Here is an 18,446-nt window from a genome sequence, read left to right as displayed (position 1 = left end):
AAGATGACATCCACCATCCCGTATCCACCAGGAGACCCGAACGACATGTTGACCGTCATCAGCAGCGCCGCCGACATCAACAACGCCCAGAGAACCCTCGTCCATCAGCTGCAGACCGCGCTGCCCCAGCGCGTTGCCTGTACCGTCGGCGGTGCCGGCGGCGGCTTCGAGGCCGACGTGGCCTACGACGACACGCTGGGCCTCTGGTTCGCCGGCCAGTCGCAGGACACCAAGCACTTCAACGGCTTCGGTACCGACGCCCCGGTGGCCGGCAAGAAAGTCTCGCTGGCCGCAGAAATCAACTTTCCCGTCCAGGGCATCAGCCGTGCCATTTCCGGTGTCTTCGCCCAGGATGAAAACGGCCGCATCGCCGTGCTGCATCGGGGCAAGATCCGTGGCGGCAAGGCCATCTTCTTCCAGCATTACCAGGGCGAGTGCGTCGAAGCCGACGACGGTGGCAAGCCCGACACCTTTGCCCTCATCGGCTGGCTGGATGACCCCGCCTTCGCCCGACGCATGAACGACTTCGTGCGCGAGATCCTGCGCATCAAGGCCGCCGCAAAATAGGGGGAAACACGGGTCTCCGCGGGCAGACGGCAAGGCATGCGGCAGTAAACTCGGAAGATCAGTCCCTATCCCTTCCCGAAACCGTCATGCCGGACGCGAACCTTCCTGTCGTCGATTGCTGGCGCATCGATCTCGATGCGCCCCGTCCTCCCGAATCCGAACACTGGATCGCCGCGTCCGAACACGCCCGTGCCGAGCGCTTCCGTTTCGAGCACCTGCAACGACGCTACCGCGCCACCCGTGCCGGCCTGCGCGCCCTGCTGGCACGCCAGCTGCATGTCTCGCCCGCCGACGTGCGTTTCGTGCGCAGCCCAAGAGGCAAGCCCAGCCTGGATCCGGCGCATCAAAGCCCCCTGCACTTCAACCTGACCCACAGCGAACACGTCGCCTGGGTGGCCCTGGGGCCGCAGGAACTGGGCATTGATCTGGAGGTACTGGGGCGCGAGGTAAAGATGCTGGATTCGCTGGTCCATCGCGTCACCCGCCCCCATGAGGCCCAACTGCTGCTGGCCATGCCCGATAGCCTGCGCGAACTGGCCTTCCTGCTGATGTGGACCCGCAAGGAATCCACGCTGAAGGCCTGGGGCGAGGGCATCAGCGGCATGGGGTCGCTCAACACCCTGGACAGCCAGCTGCCCGACGTGGAAACACTCACTGCCTTCCTGCAGCGGCATCATCCCGACCGGCTGGATCCGGCCACGGCGGTCCGCAAGCCCGCCTCACCGCGCCAGCCCGGTGATTTTTCCAGCCATGAATACCACGGCCCCCACCCGATTCCACCGGCGCTCCTCACCGATCACCCGGAAGCGCACCAGCTTCCGCAGGTCCTCATCCATTACCCGGACGTGCGCCTGCCCACCGCCGAGGGCGAACGCCCACCGCTGTACGCCACCACCTTCGACCTGGGTTCCGAACTGGTCACGGTTTCATCGCCCACCCCCTTTCGTGCCAGAATCCATCGGTTTTCCTACTGAAGGCGTCCCCCCAGACCCGCCGCATGCCGGCTTCAGCCCGTCGCCCGATCCTGTCATCTGCCCATGCCCACCCTGCACCTCCAGGACGTACACCTCACACGCGGCATCACGCCCGTCTTTGCCGGCCTGCAGCTGGAACTGACCGAGGACCGCATCGGTCTCATCGGCAACAACGGCGCCGGCAAGACCAGCCTGCTGCGCCTGCTGTGCGGCCTGGAAGCCCCCGATCAGGGCAGCATCCATATCGATGGTATGGACATCCATCAGCGCGAGGGGCGTCTGAAGCGCAGCCAGCGCATCGGCATGATGTTCCAGAACCCTGACGACCAGATCATCTTCCCCACCGTGGAAGAAGAGCTGGCCCTGGGCCTGCCCGGCCTGAAGAAGCTCGAGGCCCTGCAGAAGGCACGCGAGTTTCTGGCACAGCGTGGCCTGTCCGACTGGGCGCAACGCGCCATCTCGGCACTGAGCCAGGGCCAGCGCCAGCACGTCTGCTGGCTGACGCTGCTGCTGGCCGGGCCCGCCACCCTGCTGCTGGACGAACCCTATGCCAGCCTGGATCTGCCCGGCCAGGCCCGCCTGGCCCATGACCTGAACCGGAGCGACCGCCAGCTCATCGTCTCCACCCACCTGCTGGACCACGTGCGCACCTACCCGCGCGTGCTATGGCTGGACCAGGGGCAGGTCCGTGCCGACGGCAACGGCCCGGACGTCTGCGCCGCCTACGAAACACACGTGCACCAGCTCATCGCTGAAGCCGCTCACCCCGCGGAAGCCCCCCATCCCGCTGAAGCCGCTCAGCTCGCGGAAGGCGCCCGCGCCACTGAAACCGCTCGTCCCACCCAGGGCGCGGCACCTCACCATGGGTAGCCTCTACAGCGACATCCCCAGCTGGCTGCACCGTGTGCCAGCCGGCCTCAAGCTGGCCCTGCTGGTACTGCTGGGCCTCGTGCTTTTCTGGGTGAAGGACCCGCTGATCCTGGGCATCATCGCCGGCCTGGCGCTGGCCCTGTGGCTGAGCCTGGGTCGCGCCACCCGTCCGGCCCAACGCCTGATGTTCTCGGTGCTGGTGGCCGCCGGCCTGGTGGCACTCTTTCAGCTGTGGATGGGCCGTCCGGACCTGGCCTGGTCCGCCACCGTGCGGCTGGCCTGCACCTGCAGCCTGGGAGCTGTACTGACCGTCACCACCCGTCCCGCCGCGCTGCTGGACGTGCTGGAATGGCTACTGCAGCCTCTGCGCCTGGTGGGCCTGTCCCCCGAACGCCTGGCCCTGCAGCTGGGCCTGATGCTGCGCTTCATCGAGCACTTCTTCGTGCAATGGAAGAAGCTCGACGACGCCTGGCGCCTGCGCACCGGCCGGCCCGGCGGCTGGCGCCTCATCGCCCCCCTCACCATCCAGATGCTGCAGACCACCCGCCGCGTGGCCGATGCGCTGTTTGCGCGACTGGGGGACTGAAGCCGGCGCCCCCCACGGCTGATCCCGTCCACCACGCCCCGACCCCGTTCGATCTCATCATGGACCAGCACATCAACTACATCACTCTCGGCGTTGCGGACGTTGGCCGATCACGCCGTTTCTACCAGGAAGTCTTCGGCTGGCAGGAAAGCGCCGAAAGCAACGAGCACATTGCGTTCTTCCAGACGGGCGGCGCGCTGATACTGGCACTGTTCCAGCGTGATGCGCTGGCCAAGGATGCCGGCCATGACAGCCCTGTCACAATGCCGGGCGGCTTTCCCGGCTTCTCGATGGCTCACAACCTGGCCACCGCCACCGAGGTCGATGCGCTCTTTGCGCGCTTTCGCGAGCATGGCGTCACCATCATCAAACCGCCCCAGAAAGTGTTCTGGGGCGGCTACAGCGGCTATATCGCGGACCCGGACGGCTTCCTGTGGGAAATCGCCCACAATCCGTTCCTGCAGAAACTGCGGGGCTGACGGTCACCAGCGGAAGAACCTCCGCCAGGACCGCCAGCCCCCTGCCTCACACCACCACCTGCGCGATCAGCATCGCCACCACCGTGGCCACCCCCACGCCAATCAGGCCAGGCATCATGAAGCTGTGGTTCAGGATGTACTTGCCGATGTGCGTGGTGCCGGTACGGTCGAAGTTGATCGTTGCCAGATCACTCGGGTAGAAGCAGAAGAAGAAGTATGCATAGCTGGCCGGCACCGATCCCAGCAGCGTGGCCGGTGAAAGCCCCAGCGCAAAGCCCAGCGGCAGCATCACCGTCAGCGTGGCCGCCTGGGACTTCAGGAAGGCCGAGAAGGTGAACATGGCCAGGGCGAAGGTCCACGGATGGCGTTCCACCTCGGCCTTGAGCAGGTCGGTGATGTAGCCCTTGTTGCCCGAGATGACGGTATCGCTCATCCAGGCAATACCCATGATCATCACCACCGCGATCATGCCGGCATTGAAGACCTTGGAATCCGAGATGGCCTTGGGCTTGACGCCGGTGAAGAACAGGATGAGCGCGCCGGCCGCCAGCATGACGAACTGGATCACCGGCACCATCGTCAGCGGCTGTCCCTTGGCATCCAGCGGCAGCAGCGGCTGCGCCACCGAAGCCAGGCAGACGATGGCCACGATACCCAGCAGGAAGATCGTCAGCGCACTGCGCGCCTGCGAACTCACGGCCTCGCCCAGCACCGAATGGCTGCCCCCCTCGATGTACTCGCGCATCTTGGGATCCTGCATCCGGGCCTGGAAATCCGGATCGTCGGCCAGTTCCTTGCCCCGCTTCAGACTCCAGGTGGCCGCCACCAGCATGCCGATGATGCATGAAGGCACGGTCACACACAGCACCTGCGGCACCGAAATGGCCACATGGTTGGTGGCAGCGATGGCCACCACCGTGGCCAGAGCGGCGGACACCGGGCTGGCCGTGATGCCCATCTGGCTGGCAACCGACGCAATCGCCATCGGGCGCTCGGGACGAATCCCCTTGGAATACGCCACGTCATAGATCACCGGCAGGAGCGGATAGACCGCATGCCCAGTCCCCACCAGCATCGTCAGCGAAAAGGTGCAGATCGGCGCCAGGTAGGTGACCCGCTCGGGATGGCGGCGCAGCAGCTTCTCGGCCAGCCGCACGATCAGGTTCAGCGCCCCGGTGGCTTCCAGCGTGGCCGAGGTGGTCACCACCGCGATGATGATCAGGATGACATCAATGGGCGGCTTGCCGGGCGCCACGCCGAACAGGAAAGCCAGCAGCGTGATGCCCAGCCCGCCCAGCAGGCCCAGTGCCACCCCACCGAAGCGGATGCCGAAGTAGATGATGACCAGCAACAGCAGCAGCTGTGCCCAGAATGGATGGATGCCCATCTGTTGCATCAATGTGCTCAACATGATCGCTCCTGAATGCGGGGTATCCGTTGCCGCCCGTTCTATGACATTAATTGACAATCTGATTCTATACCCATGGTAGTCGAGAGTTCGTGCCGCTCCTGTCCATGTCGCACTCATACCATCGGTCGTCCCTCGCACGGGGCCTGTCGATACAGGCAACGCCGGGTCAGTCGGAGGGGCTGGCTGTTGAGTGGACCGTTGTCGACAGGCAGCACAGCAGGCGTACCCGGAAAGCTCGACAACGGAATCGCCCGCAGGCATGAAGGAGCCCTCACAGGTCCGCATCCGGCAAAACCCTGATTCCCGGCGACGGTAGAATTTCAGTCAACCGTAGAATGACACCCATTCCAGACGGCACAGACCGGAGACGTTCCAAGGGATCAGTACGACCGGCCTCTGCGCCCCATCCTTCTTCTGCCAGACATCCCCTCATTCATGGACCGAACCCTGTCGCGCCAGAGTGCGCAGCACATCTCGCAAGTCGCCCTCTTTGCCGCCCTGCTGGCGGTACTGGGCCTCATTCCCAAGATCGACCTGCCTTTCGGCGTTCCCATCACCGCCCAGACGCTGGGCATCATGCTGGCCGGCTGCCTGCTGGGCCCCTGGCGCGGCTTTCAGGCGGTACTGTTGTTCGTCGTGGCCGCGGCCCTGGGCCTGCCGGTGCTCTCCGGAGGCCGGGGCGGTCTGGCCCCGTTCATGTCGCCGTCAGCCGGCTACCTGTACGGCTTCGCGCCAGCGGCCTTCGTCACCGGCTGGATGATGCTGATGCTGCCGCGCGCCCATACCGCCGGACGGTTGGCCGCCAACGCCTTCATCGCCTCCATGGCTGGCGGGCTCGTGTTCCTGCACCTCACGGGCATCATCGGTCTGACCATCTTTGCCGACATGACCTTTGACAAGGCCTTCCTGGCGGATCTGGCCTTCGTGCCCGGCGACACCATCAAGGCGCTGCTGTGCGCCCTCATCGTCCACACCGTCGCGCGCGCCCTGCCCGACTGGCCCTTCCCGGGCAGCGAGAGCCGCGCCACGCGCCGTTGAACGCGATCCGATCTGCCGATCCCGCCGATCTGGTCCATGGCCCGCTGCTGCGCTGGGCCCATGAACACCCCGATCGGCCAGCCATCATCCAGGATGCCCATGGCAGCCATGCCCGGCAGCTGGATTTCGGCCAGCTCCTGAAGGCCGTCGAAGAACGGGGCGCGGCACCCACCGGCCGCTCCCTCGGCAGCAACGTGCTGCTCACCAGCACCGCCGATCCGCTGGCGCTGCTGATCGATTTCCTGGCCGTCATCCGCAGCGGGCGATGTGCGGCCGTGGCCGACCCGGACTGGCCCACCGAGGTTCATGCCCGCATGGAAGCGGCGCTGCGCGACATGGGCGACCCGTCCCCGGCCCCCAGCCCGCCCCCCACGCCGGAAACGCCCTTCTACATCGGCTTCACCTCCGGCAGCACGGGCCTGCCCAAGGGTTTCCGGCGTCACCATCTCTCATGGGCAGAGACCTTCCGCATCACCCTGCAGACCTTCGGCCCGGTGGCCGGCGGCCGCGTGCTGGCCCCAGGGCGGATGTCGCACTCGCTCTTCCTGTTCGGCGCACTGCTGGGACTCTGGAGCGGTGGCGGCACCTCGCTGCAGAGCCGCTTCTCGGCCGGCCGAACCCTGACCACGCTGGCCGACGGCAGCTCCCCGGTCATGGTCAGCGTGCCCAGCCAGCTGCTGATGCTGCTGACGGCCGCACGCCGGCGTCGGATCGGTCCCATCCCGCAGCTGAAGCTGCTGCTGATCAGCGGCGCACGCTGGGCCCACGAGAACACCGCGCCGCTTCAGGCACTGTTTCCACAGGCACGCATCATCACCTTCTATGGCGCCTCGGAAACCAGCTACGTAAGCTGGATGCAGGCCACACCCGACGCCCCGCCCCAGGCGGTCGGCCGCCCCTTCGGCAACGTGCAGGTCCACATCGGAGCGGCCGAGACGCTGCCCCCGGCATCCGACCCCGGCAACGGCTTCCATGGAACAGGCGGTTCCACGCCACTCCCATCACCCGCAGCTCCAGCCACCGTTTCGCTCCAGGTTTCGCCCTTCTCGTCACCCGCCGGTTTTCCCTCATCTTCCACCCCATCGCCTGCTTCGTTCCCCACCTCGTCCGCCCCCTCCGACAAGGCATCGCCCCCCACGCAGGAGGACCACGCCGATCCCCCAACCCGCCCTCAGCCCGGCCTCATCTGGATCCGCAGCCCCATGCTGTTCATCGACTACGTGAATGGCCAGGACGCCACGGCAGCCCGCCGCGTGGGCGAATGGCTGACCGTGCGCGACATCGGGTGGCAGGATGCCCAGGGCAACCTGTATCTGGTGGGGCGCGAGAATCGCATGATCGTCACCCAGGCCCGGAACCTGTTCCCCGAAGAGGTCGAGGCCCGTCTGATGGCCCATCCGGACATCTCCCAGGCCGCCGTGCTGGGCCTGCCTGATCCGCAGCGCGGTCAGGTGGTGCATGCAGTACTGATGCGTCCATCCGATGACGGCAACCAGACCCCCGCCATGACCGGCAGCGCCGATGTCGAAGCACCGGCACTCGTGCCCTTGACGGCTGCTCCCGCCGACCTGGTGGCCTGGTGCCATCAGGCGCTGGAGTCCTACAAGGTGCCCCGCCACTGGTGGCGCTGGCAAGGCGACTGGCCAATGACCGCCAGCGGAAAGACCGATCTGACCGCCATCCGCCATGCGCTGGAGGGCGCCACCCGGATTCGCCCCTGATGCTGTCCCCTCTGCCCGTTCCGCTCCTTGCCGGGGGCCGCACCCCGGTCGCGCCGCGTCATGGCGCGCTGCGTCATCACACACCACACACGCTGGCCGCCCCCCTGGTGCTGCATCTGCTGCAAACAGTCGGGCTGCCGCCGGAGGCGGTGGACACCCTGATCCTGGGCAATGCACTGGGGGCCGGCGGCAACCCTGCACGCATGACGGCGCTGGCAGCCGGCCTGCCACAACGCTGCGCCACCTTCTCGGTGGACACCCAGTGCTGCTCGGGGCTGGACGCGATCAACCTGGCAGCGGCGCGCATCCTGTCGGGTCAGTCCGACGTCGTCATTGCCGGTGGTGCCGAAGCCTGGACCCGATCCCCCATCCGCCAGCACCGGCCCATGGACGCCACCCAGGCCGCCATTCCCTACGAACGCCCCGCCTTCACCCCGTGGCCGGCACGTGATCCCGATCCACTGCAGGCCGCTGCCGACTACGCGGCCCGCCACGGATTCACGCGCCACCAGCAGGATGCATACGCCCGCGACAGCCACGCCCGCGCCGTCCGTGCCATGGCGGCACGCTCCGCCTGCACGCCATCCGCCATCCTGCCCCTGGAAGGTCTGTTGCACGATGCCTATCCCCGGCTGCTGAGCGAGCGCCAGGCATCGCGGATGCCGGTGGCGGCACGCGCACCAACCGATACCCACAGCCCCGATGCATCGGACCCGGACTGCGCTCTCAGCCGTCTGGCCATCTCCCCGCAGGCCGATGGTGCCGCACTCGTGCTCATGGCCTCGGCAGAATTCTGCGCCCGGCATGGCATCGCGCCCGCCGCCCACTGGCTGGGCGGGCTCAGCCTGGGCGCCGATCCTGACAACCCGCTGACCGGCGCGCTGGCCGCCACGGAGGCCCTGATGCAGCGGCAGCAGCTGGACCTGCATGTCCTGCACGCCGTCGAGCTGCATGACGCCTTTGCCGTGCAGGGTCTGGCCTTCCAGCAGGCCCTGCACGGCAAAGGGCTGGATCCTGCGCGCGTCAACGCCTGGGGCGGCGGACTGGCGCGCGGCCACCCCATCGGCGCCTCGGGCGCCATTGCGCTGGTGGAGCTGCTGGCCCGACTGCATGCCCCCCATGCCCCATGCGCTGCCTCGACAACCTCGGCCATTCCAGAGAGGCCAAAGAGCTCAGAGATTCCGGCGGAACCATCCACTGCACCTCATCCGGTCCGTCCAGACATGCCGGGCACGGAGGCTACCGCCATGCCCCGCCATCCACGGCTAGGTCTGGCCTGCATCGCTGGTGTGGGTGGCCTGGGCAGTGCGGCGCTGGTGGCGGCTCATCGGTAGCAAGTACCGTTGGCAGGACCTTGAACGCGTTCAGGTAACCCCCACCAGCCGCTCATCCATCTGGCCCATGCCGACCATCCAATCGATGGATGGCGGCTTTCCGACTTCAGGCGCACAGTGAGCGAACCTCGCTCCATCCTCTTCACGGTGCCTGTCGCCATGAAAACACCCCTTGCCTGCAACCGCTCCCCCCTGTACGCCGCCCTGCTGGCCGCCTTCTCACTGGGGCTGTCTGCCACCTCACTGACCTCGCCACATTCCGCGTCTGCCGCGGAGCCCAAGGCAGCAAAGATGGTGGAAATGAAATCTGCCGACACCGGCACCAGCCAGCTCTTCTTCGACGAAGCCGGCCGACCGATCCGCGAAATCGACGCCACCGGCTCCCGCCTGGAGATCCAGTACGACAAGCAGGGCCGCATGATCGAAAAGCGCCTGTCCGACAAGCAGGGGTTTTCTGAAACAACGACCTACCACTACAAGGAAAATCAACTGGTCAAGGTCGAATCACCCTCCATGACCGAGCGGATGGAATACGATGCCCACGGCCGGCTGATTGCACGCACGGCCGCGATCCATCCGGTTGATTCGGGCAAGAATCAGATTTTCGTCACCCGCTTCCAGTACGATCCGTCCAACAACAGCCGGGATGCGCGCCCCAGCGGAATCATGCTGCCCAACGGGGCTGCAATGAGCATCGACCGTCAATCCAATGGCTCCATCAATGTGCGCTCCGCGAACTTCCGGCTGGGCGAACGGCACAACGGTTTTCTGTATTCCAATCGCCAGAGTGGCAACGACGGCCCACAGCGCTTTGCAACGCTTGCAAACGGTCTTTTCGATGTGTTGGCGTTTGAACGCAACGGCCAGCCGATCGGGGGTGGGGCCGCCATCTTTTCGGATTCTCCGTACTACGACAGCCATCTGACCGAATACCGCCTGCAACACCACGACAACGGACGCTGGCAGGCGATCGGAACCCGCTACCACGGTCAGATCTTTGACTATGATGCGCAGGGCCGTCTCATCCGCACCAAATGGCAATCTACCGACAGCAAGGAAAAACTCGACAAGCTGCGCATTTCTCCAACCGCAGTGGGTGACAGCCAATGGCAGTACCGCTATGACGACCGGGGCAACCGCATCGCATCGAGCTGGACGCATCAGCCTACGCTGAACGGGAAATCGGCCGACCGAAAGCAGGAAGCCTCCTTCCTGCCGGGCACCCACCGTTACAAGAACGTACCCTACGACGCTGCCGGCAGGCCGCTGGAATGGAACGGCTGGAAGCTGCGCTGGCATCCAGGCGGCCAGATCCTGTCGATGACGCACAAGGATGGTCGCAGCATCCAGTACAGCTACAACCACCGCGGTGAACGGGTGGCCCGTCGTGAAGGCAAGCAATGGACCTTCTACGACTATCAGGATGGCCTGCTGCAGGCCGAGATCGGCGCGCAGCGTCCGTTGATGCGCACCTGGTGGCACTATCAGGGCATGCCCTTGCTGATGATCGAGACCCTGAAGGAACCCGCGTCGGCACCCGGAAAGAAAGATGCCGGCCATCCACAGACTGACTCGAAGGCCACTCCGGCAAACGTCGCAACAGCCCACCCATGCACCGCTGCCCAGCATGTCAAGTCGTCCGGGTCACAGGATCCGTGGAACTGTCCCACGCTGCAGCATGACGCCTATGGCATGCGCTGGATCCTGCTTGATCCGCGTGGCCTGCCCTACGGTGTAGCCAGTCCGCGCACCACGTTGAGCTGGAGCCAGCTGTTCGGCCCCTTTGGCGAGGAGCTGCCCGATACCCCCTACCCGACCACGCTGAAATGGCAGCCGGAACCGCTGTCGGACGCCGAGCGTCGGCAGGCAGACCCTGTGGTGCGCTTCCCCGGCCACTGGGCAGATCCCACCACGGGGCTGCATTTCACGAAACGGGGTGAATACGATCCGGATACGGGCCGCTATCTGGTACCGCAGCCCGATGCCCCCAAGGGCAGCAACCCGTATCTGTTCATGAACGGCAACCCGATGCAGGCTGCACTCAAGCCCTTTGCACCGTACTGATGCCTACCTGCGCACCATCACCAGCAGCCCCGACACGATCAGCGTCGCGCCGATCGCCATGCGCGGGGTGATGGCCTCGCGCAGCAGGATCCAGGCCAGGATCATGGCCACCACCACGCTGCCCTTGTCGATCAGCGCCACGGTGGCCACCTGGCCTTCCTTGATGGCCTTGTAGTAGAAGATCCATGAAAGCGCCGTGGTGGCGCCGGAAATGCACAGCCACATCAGGCTGCGGCCATTCAGCCGGGGCAGTTCGGCCGGGTCCACGAACATCAGCGCAAACACGAAGACGAAGCCGCAGACGAACAGCGTGCGCACGCTGAGTCCCAGCTCGGCGGAAATGCCCTCCATGCCCATCTTGGCAATGACGGAGGTGAAGCCCGCAAACAGCATCGAGAGCGTGGCGTAGAGGACCCAGCGTTCCATGGTCTTTCCCTTCTGAGCGTCTTGCGATTGGTCAGGCCTTATCCAGCGCCTGCGCGATGTCGGCCAGGATGTCCTCGACATCCTCGATGCCGATGGACAGCCGCACCAGACCGGCCGGCACACCGGCACGCGCCAGTTCTTCCTCGTTCAGCTGCCGATGCGTGGTGGAGGCCGGGTGGCAGGCCAGCGTCTTCGCATCACCAATGTTGACGAGGCGATAGATCATCTGCAGCGCGTCGATGAAGCGCATGCCGGCGTCGATGCCGCCCTTCAGTTCGAAGCTGAGGATGCCCGACGCGCGGCCGCCGCAGATGCGCTCGGCCGTTTCCCGGTAGGGGCTGCCCGGCAGCGCCGCGTAATTGACCCGTGTCACCTTCGGGTGCTTCTCCAGCCACTGCGCCACCTGCAGCGCGTTGCTGCAGTGCCGTTCCATGCGCAGCGACAGGGTTTCCAGCCCCTGCAGCAGCATGAAGGCGTTGAAGGGCGAGAGTGCCCCACCGGTATTGCGCAGCGGCACCACACGGCAGCGCGCAATGTAGGCCGCCTCGCCGAAGGAGTCGGTGTAGACGACGCCATGGTAGGACGGGTCGGGCTGGCTGAAGATGGGGAAGCGCCGTGCGTGCTTCTTCCAGTCGAAGCGGCCGCTGTCGACGATGGCGCCGCCAATCGTGGTGCCATGGCCACCAATGTACTTGGTGAGCGAATGCACGACGATGTGGGCCCCATGCTCGAAGGGGCGGCACAGGTAGGGGGTGGCCACCGTGTTGTCGACGATGAGCGGCACGCCATGGCGCTCGGCCACCTCGGCCCAGCGCTTCAGGTCCACCACGTTGCCGGCCGGGTTACCGATCGATTCGCAGTAGAGCGCACGGGTATTGTCATCAATGGCCGCTTCCAGCGCCTCCAGATCGTCGTGATCCACGAAGCGGCACTGGATGCCCTGGTTAGGCAGGCTGTGCGCGAACAGGTTGTAGGTGCCGCCATACAGCTGACTGGTGGAGACGATGTTGCTGCCCGGCGAGCACAGTGCCTGCAGCGCATAGGTGATGGCCGTCATGCCCGAAGCCAGCGCCAGCGCACCGACGCCACCCTCCAGGGCCGCCACGCGCGCCTCCAGCACCGCATTGGTGGGGTTCATGATGCGCGTGTAGATGTTGCCGGGCACCGCCAGGTTGAAGAGGTCCGCGCCATGCTGGCTGTCGTCGAAGGTGTACGAAGTCGTCTGGTAGACCGGCACGGCGGCCGCCCGGGTGGTGGGGTCGCTGTGGTAGCCGGCATGGATGGCGGCGGTGGAAAATTTCATGAGAGTCTCCTGAGATGAATGCCCGGCAGAACGCAATGCACCGCTGGCCCCACGTGTTGGGGGCATTCTGTTGCCGCGTTGCCACAACCCGGTAGACTGCGGGATCCTGCCGTTCCCGTATTCCGACCCGATGATATTGCAACCCGGTCGCCTTCGCCGCCGCCTGTCCCTCCTGCTGGCTGCCCTGCCTTGGGTCCTGGCCCTGCCGCTGGATGCCCAGGCGGTGCAGGATTTGCCCCCGGTCATGCCCCGACTGCCCTGCACGCTCAACAGCTTTGCCGATGCCTCGCTGGCCGAGGCGCCCACGCAGGTCACGTCCGTGCAGACCGAGGACATCAATGGCAAGGCGATGTGCCTGGTGCAGGGCGTCATCTCGCCCCAGATCCGCTTCATCGTGCGGCTGCCCGTGGCCGGCTGGACGCAGCGCTACCTGCAGACCGGCTGCGGCGGGCTGTGCGGCCGGCTGGCCATCCATTCCCCGCAGCGCGACTGTTCCTTCGAGCGCGACGGCACGCTGGCCATGGCCTCGACCGACATGGGCCACACCAGTGGCGCCGGCGGCATCTGGGCCGCCGCCGACATGCAGCTGCGGGTGGATTTCGGCTACCGCGCCGTGCATGCCACCCGCCTCATCGCGGGTGAACTCATTCATCGCTATTATGGTCAGCCACCGAAGTACACCTATTTCTCAGGTTGCTCCGACGGTGGGCGTGAGGCGCTGATGGCCGTGCAGCTCTATCCGAAAGACTTCAACGGCGTGGTGGCCGGCGCACCGTCCCTGGTGTTCACCATTCAGAACAGCATGTACCACGGCTGGAATGCCCGCATCGTGCAGCCCGACAGCGACCAGCCCGCCATCCGCGAGGACGACCTGCCGATCCTGCACCGCCGTGCAGTGCAGGCCTGCGATGCCGCCGACGGCACGACCGACGGCCTGGTCAGCGACCCGACCTGCAAGGTCGATCCCTGGCAATGGGTGTGCCCCGACAAGGTGGCGGACCCTTCCCGGGACCTCATGAACGCGGGCAACTGCATCTCGCCGCGCACGGCCGCCGCGGTGGCCGAAGTCTATCGGGGCGCCCATGACGGCGACCACAAGCTGGTGCTGGGCTCGGTGCTGCCAGGCTCGGAGCTGGCCTGGCTGCGCGTGCTGGTGCCGCGCAACGCCGTGCTGCAGCGCCAGACGCAGCAGCGCTCGTCGCACGACATGAGCACCCCGCTGCATCCGTCGAAGACGCCCTCGCCCGCTGCACCGCCACCCCCAAAGCCGGCCCCCAACGCGCACGCAGCGGTGCCCGATGCCGCCACACCCACGCGCCCGCCCAGCCCCGAGGGCACGCCCATCGACCAGGTGGTGCTGCCGCCCACGGCACGCACCGTCAGCCTGAAGTCTTCCAGCGACATCATTCCGGCGCTGGCCTATCCGGGTTCCTACGATCCGCACTGGAAGCTGGCGAACTTTCGCTTCACCCGCGAATCACTGCAACGGCTGGCGCCGATGCACGCCCTGCTGGACGCCAGCAATCCGGATCTGTCCGCCTACCGCGAAGCGGGCGGCAAGGTGCTGATCTGGCATGGTCTGGCCGATCCGAACATCACGCCGATGAATGCCATCGCCTACTGGCAGGCCGTGCGCGACCTGGACCCGCAGGCCGACGACATGCTGCGGCTTTTCCTGATTCCCGGCATGTACCACTGCGACCGCGGCGACGGCCTGGGCAGCCTGGATGTGACCACGCCGCTGATGGACTGGGTGGAAGACGGCCTGGCCCCCGAGACGCTGTTTGCCTCGGCCACCGAGGTGGATGCCCGCGCCGGCCGCGGCCGACCGATCCAGCGCTTTCCGTACCTGACGGTGCTGAAACCGGGTGGCGATCCGGCCAACCCTGCCGACTGGCAGCGCGGCCGCACCATCGACATCGACCCGGCGCTGTACCGCAACTGGGCCGGGGCCGAGTTCTTCAAACCGGGCTTCCAGCGCTTCTGCGGGTTTTCCGGGCTGCAGTTCGTCTGCCAGCCCTGAATGCCGGCCAGCCGACATTCCGACCGGACAACGCCAGAAGGCACTGACCGACCGGGCAGGACCCACACGCCCATTCTGACCACACGAAGGAGGGATCCCCACCATGACGGACACCGAACAGATCCGCGCGACCCTGACGCTGTGCCTGCTGGCTGCCTACGCAGACCAGCAGAAACATGAACGCGAAGGCGAGGAGATCCGGCGCATTGCCGAGGGCCTGGCCGCCCGCGAGGAGATCAATCTGCCTGCGCTCCATCAGGATGTGCTGATGAAGCGCACCGGCGTGCAGGACGTGGCCGCCCGGCTGCAGGATGACGATGCCCGCCGGCTGGCCTACGAGATGGCGGTCTGTGTCTGCGAGGCCGATGGCAGCATCAGCGAGGCCGAACGCGCCTTCCTGACCGAGGCACGCCAGGCCCTGCAGCTGGATACAGCTTCCGCCGAGGCCACGGTGCAGCAGGCCGAGGCGCTGGCGCAGGCCCCGCTGGCGGAACCGCTGCAGGAAACCCCGCTTTTCGGAAACTCCCGGGCCCAGGGCACACCCCACGAAGCCGGCAGCCACCCGACACCCCCGCTCCCGGACGCTCCGGCGAACCAGAACGTGCCGACCGGCCGCCCCACGCCGGACGCACAGGCCATCGACCAGCAGATCCTGCGCGCGGCCATCACCAACGGCGCCATCGAGCTGCTGCCCGAATCGCTGTCGACGCTGGCCATCATCCCGCTGCAGATGCGGCTGGTCTACCAGATCGGCCAGCAGTACGGCTACCCGCTGGACAAGGGCCACATCCGCGATTTTCTGGCCACGCTGGGCGTGGGCGTCACCTCGCAGTATCTGGAACAGGCCGGCCGCAAGCTGCTGGGCAGCCTGCTCGGCAAGAAGCTGGGCAAGGGCATGCTGGGCGGGCTCGGCCGCCAGGCCGTCAGCTCGGGCATGAGCTTTGCCAGCACCTACGCCCTGGGACACGTGGCGCGCGAGTACTATGCCGGCGGCCGCACGCTGTCCACCCAGATGCTGAAGGACGCCTATCAGCGCGTGCTGGGCGACGGTCGTGCGCTGCAGTCGCAGTACCTGCCCCGGATCGAGGCTGAATCGCGCCAGCTGGATGCGGCCAAGGTGATGGCGCTGGTGCGCGGCCAGGGGTAAGACGCCACGACGGTACCGGCCCCTGGCCGGTACCCCAGCGTTCCGACCGTGTGCACCGATGCAACGGTACAACGTCCTCGCATGGAAGCGGCGTGCTGGCCTGCATCTGATCGCCCGCGGCTTTGTGCGTCGCGGGCGCAGCGCTATAGTGGGCCTTCGTACACCCCTTCCGACAACCATGTCTTCCAAGCATCGCCCACACGCTGCCGAGGCGCCGGCCCCGGCGCTCCATGCTTCTGCACGCCCTGCCGAAGCGGCCTCCCGTCCAGCCGAGATCAGCCTGCGGCTGCGTCCGCTGGAGCGTGAGGACCTGCCCTTCGTGCACCAGCTGGACAACAACGCCAACGTGATGCGCTACTGGTTCGAGGAGCCCTTCGAGACCTTTGCCGAGCTGTCGGCGCTGTACGACGAGCACATCCACGACCAGCGCGAGCGCCGCTTCGTGGTGGAGGCCTATGGCAAGAGCGTGGGCCTGGTGGAGCTGGTGGAGATCGACCACGTGCACCGGCGGGCCGAGTTCCAGATCATCATCGCCCCCGATCATCAGGGCAAGGGCATTGCCTTCAAGGCGGCCCGGCTGGCCATGGAGTATGGCTTCAGCGTGTTGAACCTGTACAAGATCTACCTGATCGTCGACCGCGAGAACCACAAGGCGATGCACATCTACCGGAAGCTGGGCTTCGAGGTGGAAGGCGAGCTGAAGCACGAATTCTTCATCAACGGCCAGTACCGCGACGTCATCCGGATGTGCCTGTTCCAGCACGACTTCCTGTCGGCCAACCGTCCTCAGCAGGTCGGGCTGGTGACACCGACGGCACAGTGAGGCGGCACAGGCATCGTCGATGACCGAGGAACATCCCTTTTCCGCTGCACCGAAATCTCCCCACCGCTGGCTGCTGCTGATGATGGTGGGCCTGGGCCTGCTGCTGGTCACGGTGGACATCACCATCCTGCTGACGGCCCTGCCGGTGCTCACGCATGAACTGCACGCCAGCGCGGCCGAAGGGCTGTGGATCGTCAATGCCTATCCGCTCTTCAGTACCGGACTGCTGCTGGGTGCGGGCACGCTGGGCGACCGCATCGGCCACCGGCGCATGTACCTGGTGGGGCTGGTCATCTTCGGGCTGGCCTCGCTGATGGCGGCCTATGCGGGCTCGGTGGCCGTTCTGGTGCTGGCCCGCGTGCTGCAGGCCATGGGCGCCTCGGCCATGCTGCCGGCCACGCTGGCCCTCATCCGGGTGGGCTTTGCCGACGAGCGCGAACGGGCGCTGGCCATCTCGGTCTGGGCCTGCCTGTCGCTGGTGGGTGCCATTCTGGGGCCGCTGCTGGGCGGCTGGCTGCTGGGCCACTTCCACTGGGGCGCGCTCTTTCTCGTCAACGTGCCCATCATCGCCGTGGCCTGGCTGGGCACCTGGTTCGTGGCACCCGAACAGCGCAACCCGAACGCAGATCCCTGGGATCTGCCCTCGTCGGTGCTGGCGCTGCTTGCGCTCTCCTCGCTGGTGCTGGCCATCAAGACGGCCACCCATCCGCCCATCGACCTTGGAGTGCTGGGCGCCGCCCTGGCCGCTGGCCTTGTGGCAGGACTGGCCTTCGTCCGGCGACAGCGCCAGCTAACCCATCCCCTGCTGGACTTCTCGCTGTTTCGCAACCCCGCCTTTGCCGCGGGCGTGCTGGGCGCCGTGTCGGTGACGTTCACGACCGGTGGCGTGCTGCTGGGCGTCTCACAGCGCTTTCAGTGGGTAGCCGGCTACACGCCGCTGCAGAGCGGGCTGCTGGCCTCGGTGCTGTTCATCGGCACGCTGCCCAGTTCCATCCTGGGAGGCCTGTGGCTGCACCATATCGGCCTGCGGCGGCTGATTGCCGGTGGTCTGGCTGTGGGTGCATTGGGCATGCTGGTGGCCGCCCAGGCGCTCCCGTGGCATCCATCGGGCCTGCCGGCGGCCCATGAGGGCCTGGGATGGCTGGTGACGGGCCTGCTGCTGGCCGGGCTGGGCCTGGGCGCCACCATCTCGGTGGCCTCCACCGCCATCGTGGAAAGCGCGCCACCGCACCGGGCCGGCATGGCCTCGTCCGTGGAGGAAGTGGCCTATGAATTCGGTGCGCTGCTGTCGATCGCACTGCTGGGCAGCTTGCTGACCGGGCTCTACACGGTGTTCGTGCAGCTGCCACCGGGCGTGGACGCAGCGGCCGCCCGAAGCATCAGCGCGGCCCTGGACATCGTGGCGGCATCCGGCGGCGCCCTGCCCGATCACCTGGCGCACCTTGGCCAGCATCTGTCCCCAACCCTGGCCGAACCGGGGCTGGCGGGCTCCCTGCCTGCAGAGGATGCAGCCGCCCGCCAAGAGGCAGCTAGCCTGCTGGTCGCTGCCCAGACGGCCTTTGACCGCAGCTACACCGTGGTGATGCACCTGGGGGCAGTCATCCTGACCAGCGGGGCATGGATCACCAACCGGCTGCTGCGTCCCCGGCAGCGGGCGTCCTGAAATACGCCATGGCTGGT

Annotated in this window: 16 protein-coding genes; 13 read left to right on the top strand and 3 right to left on the bottom strand. The window is 66.5% G+C overall.

What is annotated here, in order from left to right:
- Window positions 1-45 precede the first annotated feature (45 nt).
- From EL249_RS07905 to EL249_RS07885, 5 genes are all read left to right on the top strand, one after another.
- The gene (locus tag EL249_RS07905) at window positions 46-567 is read left to right on the top strand and encodes a hypothetical protein (protein WP_005673256.1); all 522 of its coding nucleotides are present in this window, start codon (window positions 46-48) and stop codon (window positions 565-567) included.
- A gap of 86 nt (window positions 568-653) precedes the next feature.
- Window positions 654-1,541: a 4'-phosphopantetheinyl transferase family protein gene (locus EL249_RS07900; RefSeq protein ID WP_005673257.1), complete on the top strand. Its 888-nt coding sequence runs from the start codon at window positions 654-656 to the stop codon at window positions 1,539-1,541.
- 63 nt (window positions 1,542-1,604) lie between these two features.
- Window positions 1,605-2,411 (top strand): energy-coupling factor ABC transporter ATP-binding protein, encoded by an 807-nt coding sequence (locus EL249_RS07895; RefSeq protein WP_005673258.1) that lies wholly within the window; start codon window positions 1,605-1,607, stop codon window positions 2,409-2,411.
- Window positions 2,404-2,997: an energy-coupling factor transporter transmembrane component T family protein gene (locus EL249_RS07890; RefSeq protein WP_005673259.1), complete on the top strand. Its 594-nt coding sequence runs from the start codon at window positions 2,404-2,406 to the stop codon at window positions 2,995-2,997. Before EL249_RS07895 ends, EL249_RS07890 begins: the two co-directional genes overlap by 8 nt.
- Window positions 2,998-3,056: 59 nt before the next feature.
- Entirely contained in the window at window positions 3,057-3,476 is a 420-nt protein-coding gene (locus EL249_RS07885; RefSeq protein ID WP_005673260.1) for a VOC family protein, read from the top strand.
- A 46-nt stretch (window positions 3,477-3,522) separates the two neighbouring features.
- Here the strand turns inward: EL249_RS07885 and EL249_RS07880 are convergent, their stop codons facing one another.
- Entirely contained in the window at window positions 3,523-4,887 is a 1,365-nt protein-coding gene (locus tag EL249_RS07880) for an anaerobic C4-dicarboxylate transporter (RefSeq protein WP_005673261.1), read from the bottom strand.
- A 435-nt stretch (window positions 4,888-5,322) separates the two neighbouring features.
- On the opposite strand from EL249_RS07880, the gene EL249_RS07875 reads away from it, so the two are divergent.
- The 4 genes from EL249_RS07875 to EL249_RS07855 all read left to right on the top strand — a co-directional run bounded on the left by EL249_RS07875 (window position 5,323) and on the right by EL249_RS07855 (window position 11,044).
- On the top strand, window positions 5,323-5,925 hold the full coding sequence (locus EL249_RS07875) for a biotin transporter BioY (RefSeq protein WP_005673263.1): 603 nt from the start codon (window positions 5,323-5,325) through the stop codon (window positions 5,923-5,925).
- Complete coding sequence (locus EL249_RS13555; protein ID WP_005673264.1) at window positions 5,922-7,646, top strand: AMP-binding protein; 1,725 nt, start codon at window positions 5,922-5,924, stop codon at window positions 7,644-7,646. Before EL249_RS07875 ends, EL249_RS13555 begins: the two co-directional genes overlap by 4 nt.
- Entirely contained in the window at window positions 7,646-8,980 is a 1,335-nt protein-coding gene (locus tag EL249_RS07860) for a thiolase family protein (RefSeq protein WP_005673265.1), read from the top strand. The genes EL249_RS13555 and EL249_RS07860 overlap by 1 nt, the downstream gene beginning before the upstream one ends.
- A gap of 159 nt (window positions 8,981-9,139) precedes the next feature.
- The gene (locus EL249_RS07855) at window positions 9,140-11,044 is read left to right on the top strand and encodes an RHS repeat domain-containing protein (RefSeq protein WP_005673266.1); all 1,905 of its coding nucleotides are present in this window, start codon (window positions 9,140-9,142) and stop codon (window positions 11,042-11,044) included.
- A 3-nt stretch (window positions 11,045-11,047) separates the two neighbouring features.
- On the opposite strand, the gene EL249_RS07850 is transcribed toward EL249_RS07855, so the two are convergent.
- Window positions 11,048-11,470: an EamA family transporter gene (locus EL249_RS07850; protein ID WP_005673267.1), complete on the bottom strand. Its 423-nt coding sequence runs from the start codon at window positions 11,468-11,470 to the stop codon at window positions 11,048-11,050.
- A gap of 31 nt (window positions 11,471-11,501) precedes the next feature.
- Complete coding sequence (locus tag EL249_RS07845) at window positions 11,502-12,773, bottom strand: O-acetylhomoserine aminocarboxypropyltransferase/cysteine synthase family protein (protein WP_005673269.1); 1,272 nt, start codon at window positions 12,771-12,773, stop codon at window positions 11,502-11,504.
- Window positions 12,774-13,017: 244 nt separating this feature from the next.
- Here EL249_RS07845 and EL249_RS07840 point away from each other — a divergent pair, with 244 nt between their 5' ends.
- The 4 genes from EL249_RS07840 (at window position 13,018) to EL249_RS07825 (ending at window position 18,429) form a co-directional block, all read left to right on the top strand.
- Window positions 13,018-14,796 (top strand): tannase/feruloyl esterase family alpha/beta hydrolase, encoded by a 1,779-nt coding sequence (locus tag EL249_RS07840; RefSeq protein ID WP_170169602.1) that lies wholly within the window; start codon window positions 13,018-13,020, stop codon window positions 14,794-14,796.
- Window positions 14,797-14,899: 103 nt separating this feature from the next.
- Window positions 14,900-15,943, top strand: a complete 1,044-nt coding sequence (locus EL249_RS07835) for a YcjF family protein (RefSeq protein WP_005673273.1) — start codon at window positions 14,900-14,902, stop codon at window positions 15,941-15,943.
- A 178-nt stretch (window positions 15,944-16,121) separates the two neighbouring features.
- Window positions 16,122-16,766: a spermidine N1-acetyltransferase gene (speG, locus tag EL249_RS07830; RefSeq protein WP_005673274.1), complete on the top strand. Its 645-nt coding sequence runs from the start codon at window positions 16,122-16,124 to the stop codon at window positions 16,764-16,766.
- A gap of 19 nt (window positions 16,767-16,785) precedes the next feature.
- A complete protein-coding gene (locus EL249_RS07825; RefSeq protein WP_005673276.1) occupies window positions 16,786-18,429 on the top strand; it encodes an MFS transporter in 1,644 nt (547 codons plus the stop codon).
- The last annotated feature ends 17 nt before the right edge of the window (window positions 18,430-18,446 follow it).

Source organism: Lautropia mirabilis, assembly GCF_900637555.1.
Lineage (GTDB): Bacteria > Pseudomonadota > Gammaproteobacteria > Burkholderiales > Burkholderiaceae_E > Lautropia > Lautropia mirabilis.
Note: the sequence above shows the minus strand (reverse complement) of the source record. Positions and strands in the feature narration are given on the sequence as shown.

What these genes read in the sequence shown, in the direction of transcription:
- EL249_RS07905 (WP_005673256.1), top strand. Translation starts at nt 46, where the DNA reads ATGTTGACCGTCATCAGCAGCGCCGCCGACATCAACAACGCCCAGAGA.
- EL249_RS07900 (WP_005673257.1), top strand. Translation starts at nt 654, where the DNA reads ATGCCGGACGCGAACCTTCCTGTCGTCGATTGCTGGCGCATCGATCTC.
- EL249_RS07895 (WP_005673258.1), top strand. Translation starts at nt 1,605, where the DNA reads ATGCCCACCCTGCACCTCCAGGACGTACACCTCACACGCGGCATCACG.
- EL249_RS07890 (WP_005673259.1), top strand. Translation starts at nt 2,404, where the DNA reads ATGGGTAGCCTCTACAGCGACATCCCCAGCTGGCTGCACCGTGTGCCA.
- EL249_RS07885 (WP_005673260.1), top strand. Translation starts at nt 3,057, where the DNA reads ATGGACCAGCACATCAACTACATCACTCTCGGCGTTGCGGACGTTGGC.
- EL249_RS07880 (WP_005673261.1), bottom strand. Translation starts at nt 4,887, where the DNA reads ATGTTGAGCACATTGATGCAACAGATGGGCATCCATCCATTCTGGGCA.
- EL249_RS07875 (WP_005673263.1), top strand. Translation starts at nt 5,323, where the DNA reads ATGGACCGAACCCTGTCGCGCCAGAGTGCGCAGCACATCTCGCAAGTC.
- EL249_RS07860 (WP_005673265.1), top strand. Translation starts at nt 7,646, where the DNA reads ATGCTGTCCCCTCTGCCCGTTCCGCTCCTTGCCGGGGGCCGCACCCCG.
- EL249_RS07855 (WP_005673266.1), top strand. Translation starts at nt 9,140, where the DNA reads ATGAAAACACCCCTTGCCTGCAACCGCTCCCCCCTGTACGCCGCCCTG.
- EL249_RS07850 (WP_005673267.1), bottom strand. Translation starts at nt 11,470, where the DNA reads ATGGAACGCTGGGTCCTCTACGCCACGCTCTCGATGCTGTTTGCGGGC.
- EL249_RS07845 (WP_005673269.1), bottom strand. Translation starts at nt 12,773, where the DNA reads ATGAAATTTTCCACCGCCGCCATCCATGCCGGCTACCACAGCGACCCC.
- EL249_RS07840 (WP_170169602.1), top strand. Translation starts at nt 13,018, where the DNA reads ATGCCCCGACTGCCCTGCACGCTCAACAGCTTTGCCGATGCCTCGCTG.
- EL249_RS07835 (WP_005673273.1), top strand. Translation starts at nt 14,900, where the DNA reads ATGACGGACACCGAACAGATCCGCGCGACCCTGACGCTGTGCCTGCTG.
- speG (WP_005673274.1), top strand. Translation starts at nt 16,122, where the DNA reads ATGTCTTCCAAGCATCGCCCACACGCTGCCGAGGCGCCGGCCCCGGCG.
- EL249_RS07825 (WP_005673276.1), top strand. Translation starts at nt 16,786, where the DNA reads ATGACCGAGGAACATCCCTTTTCCGCTGCACCGAAATCTCCCCACCGC.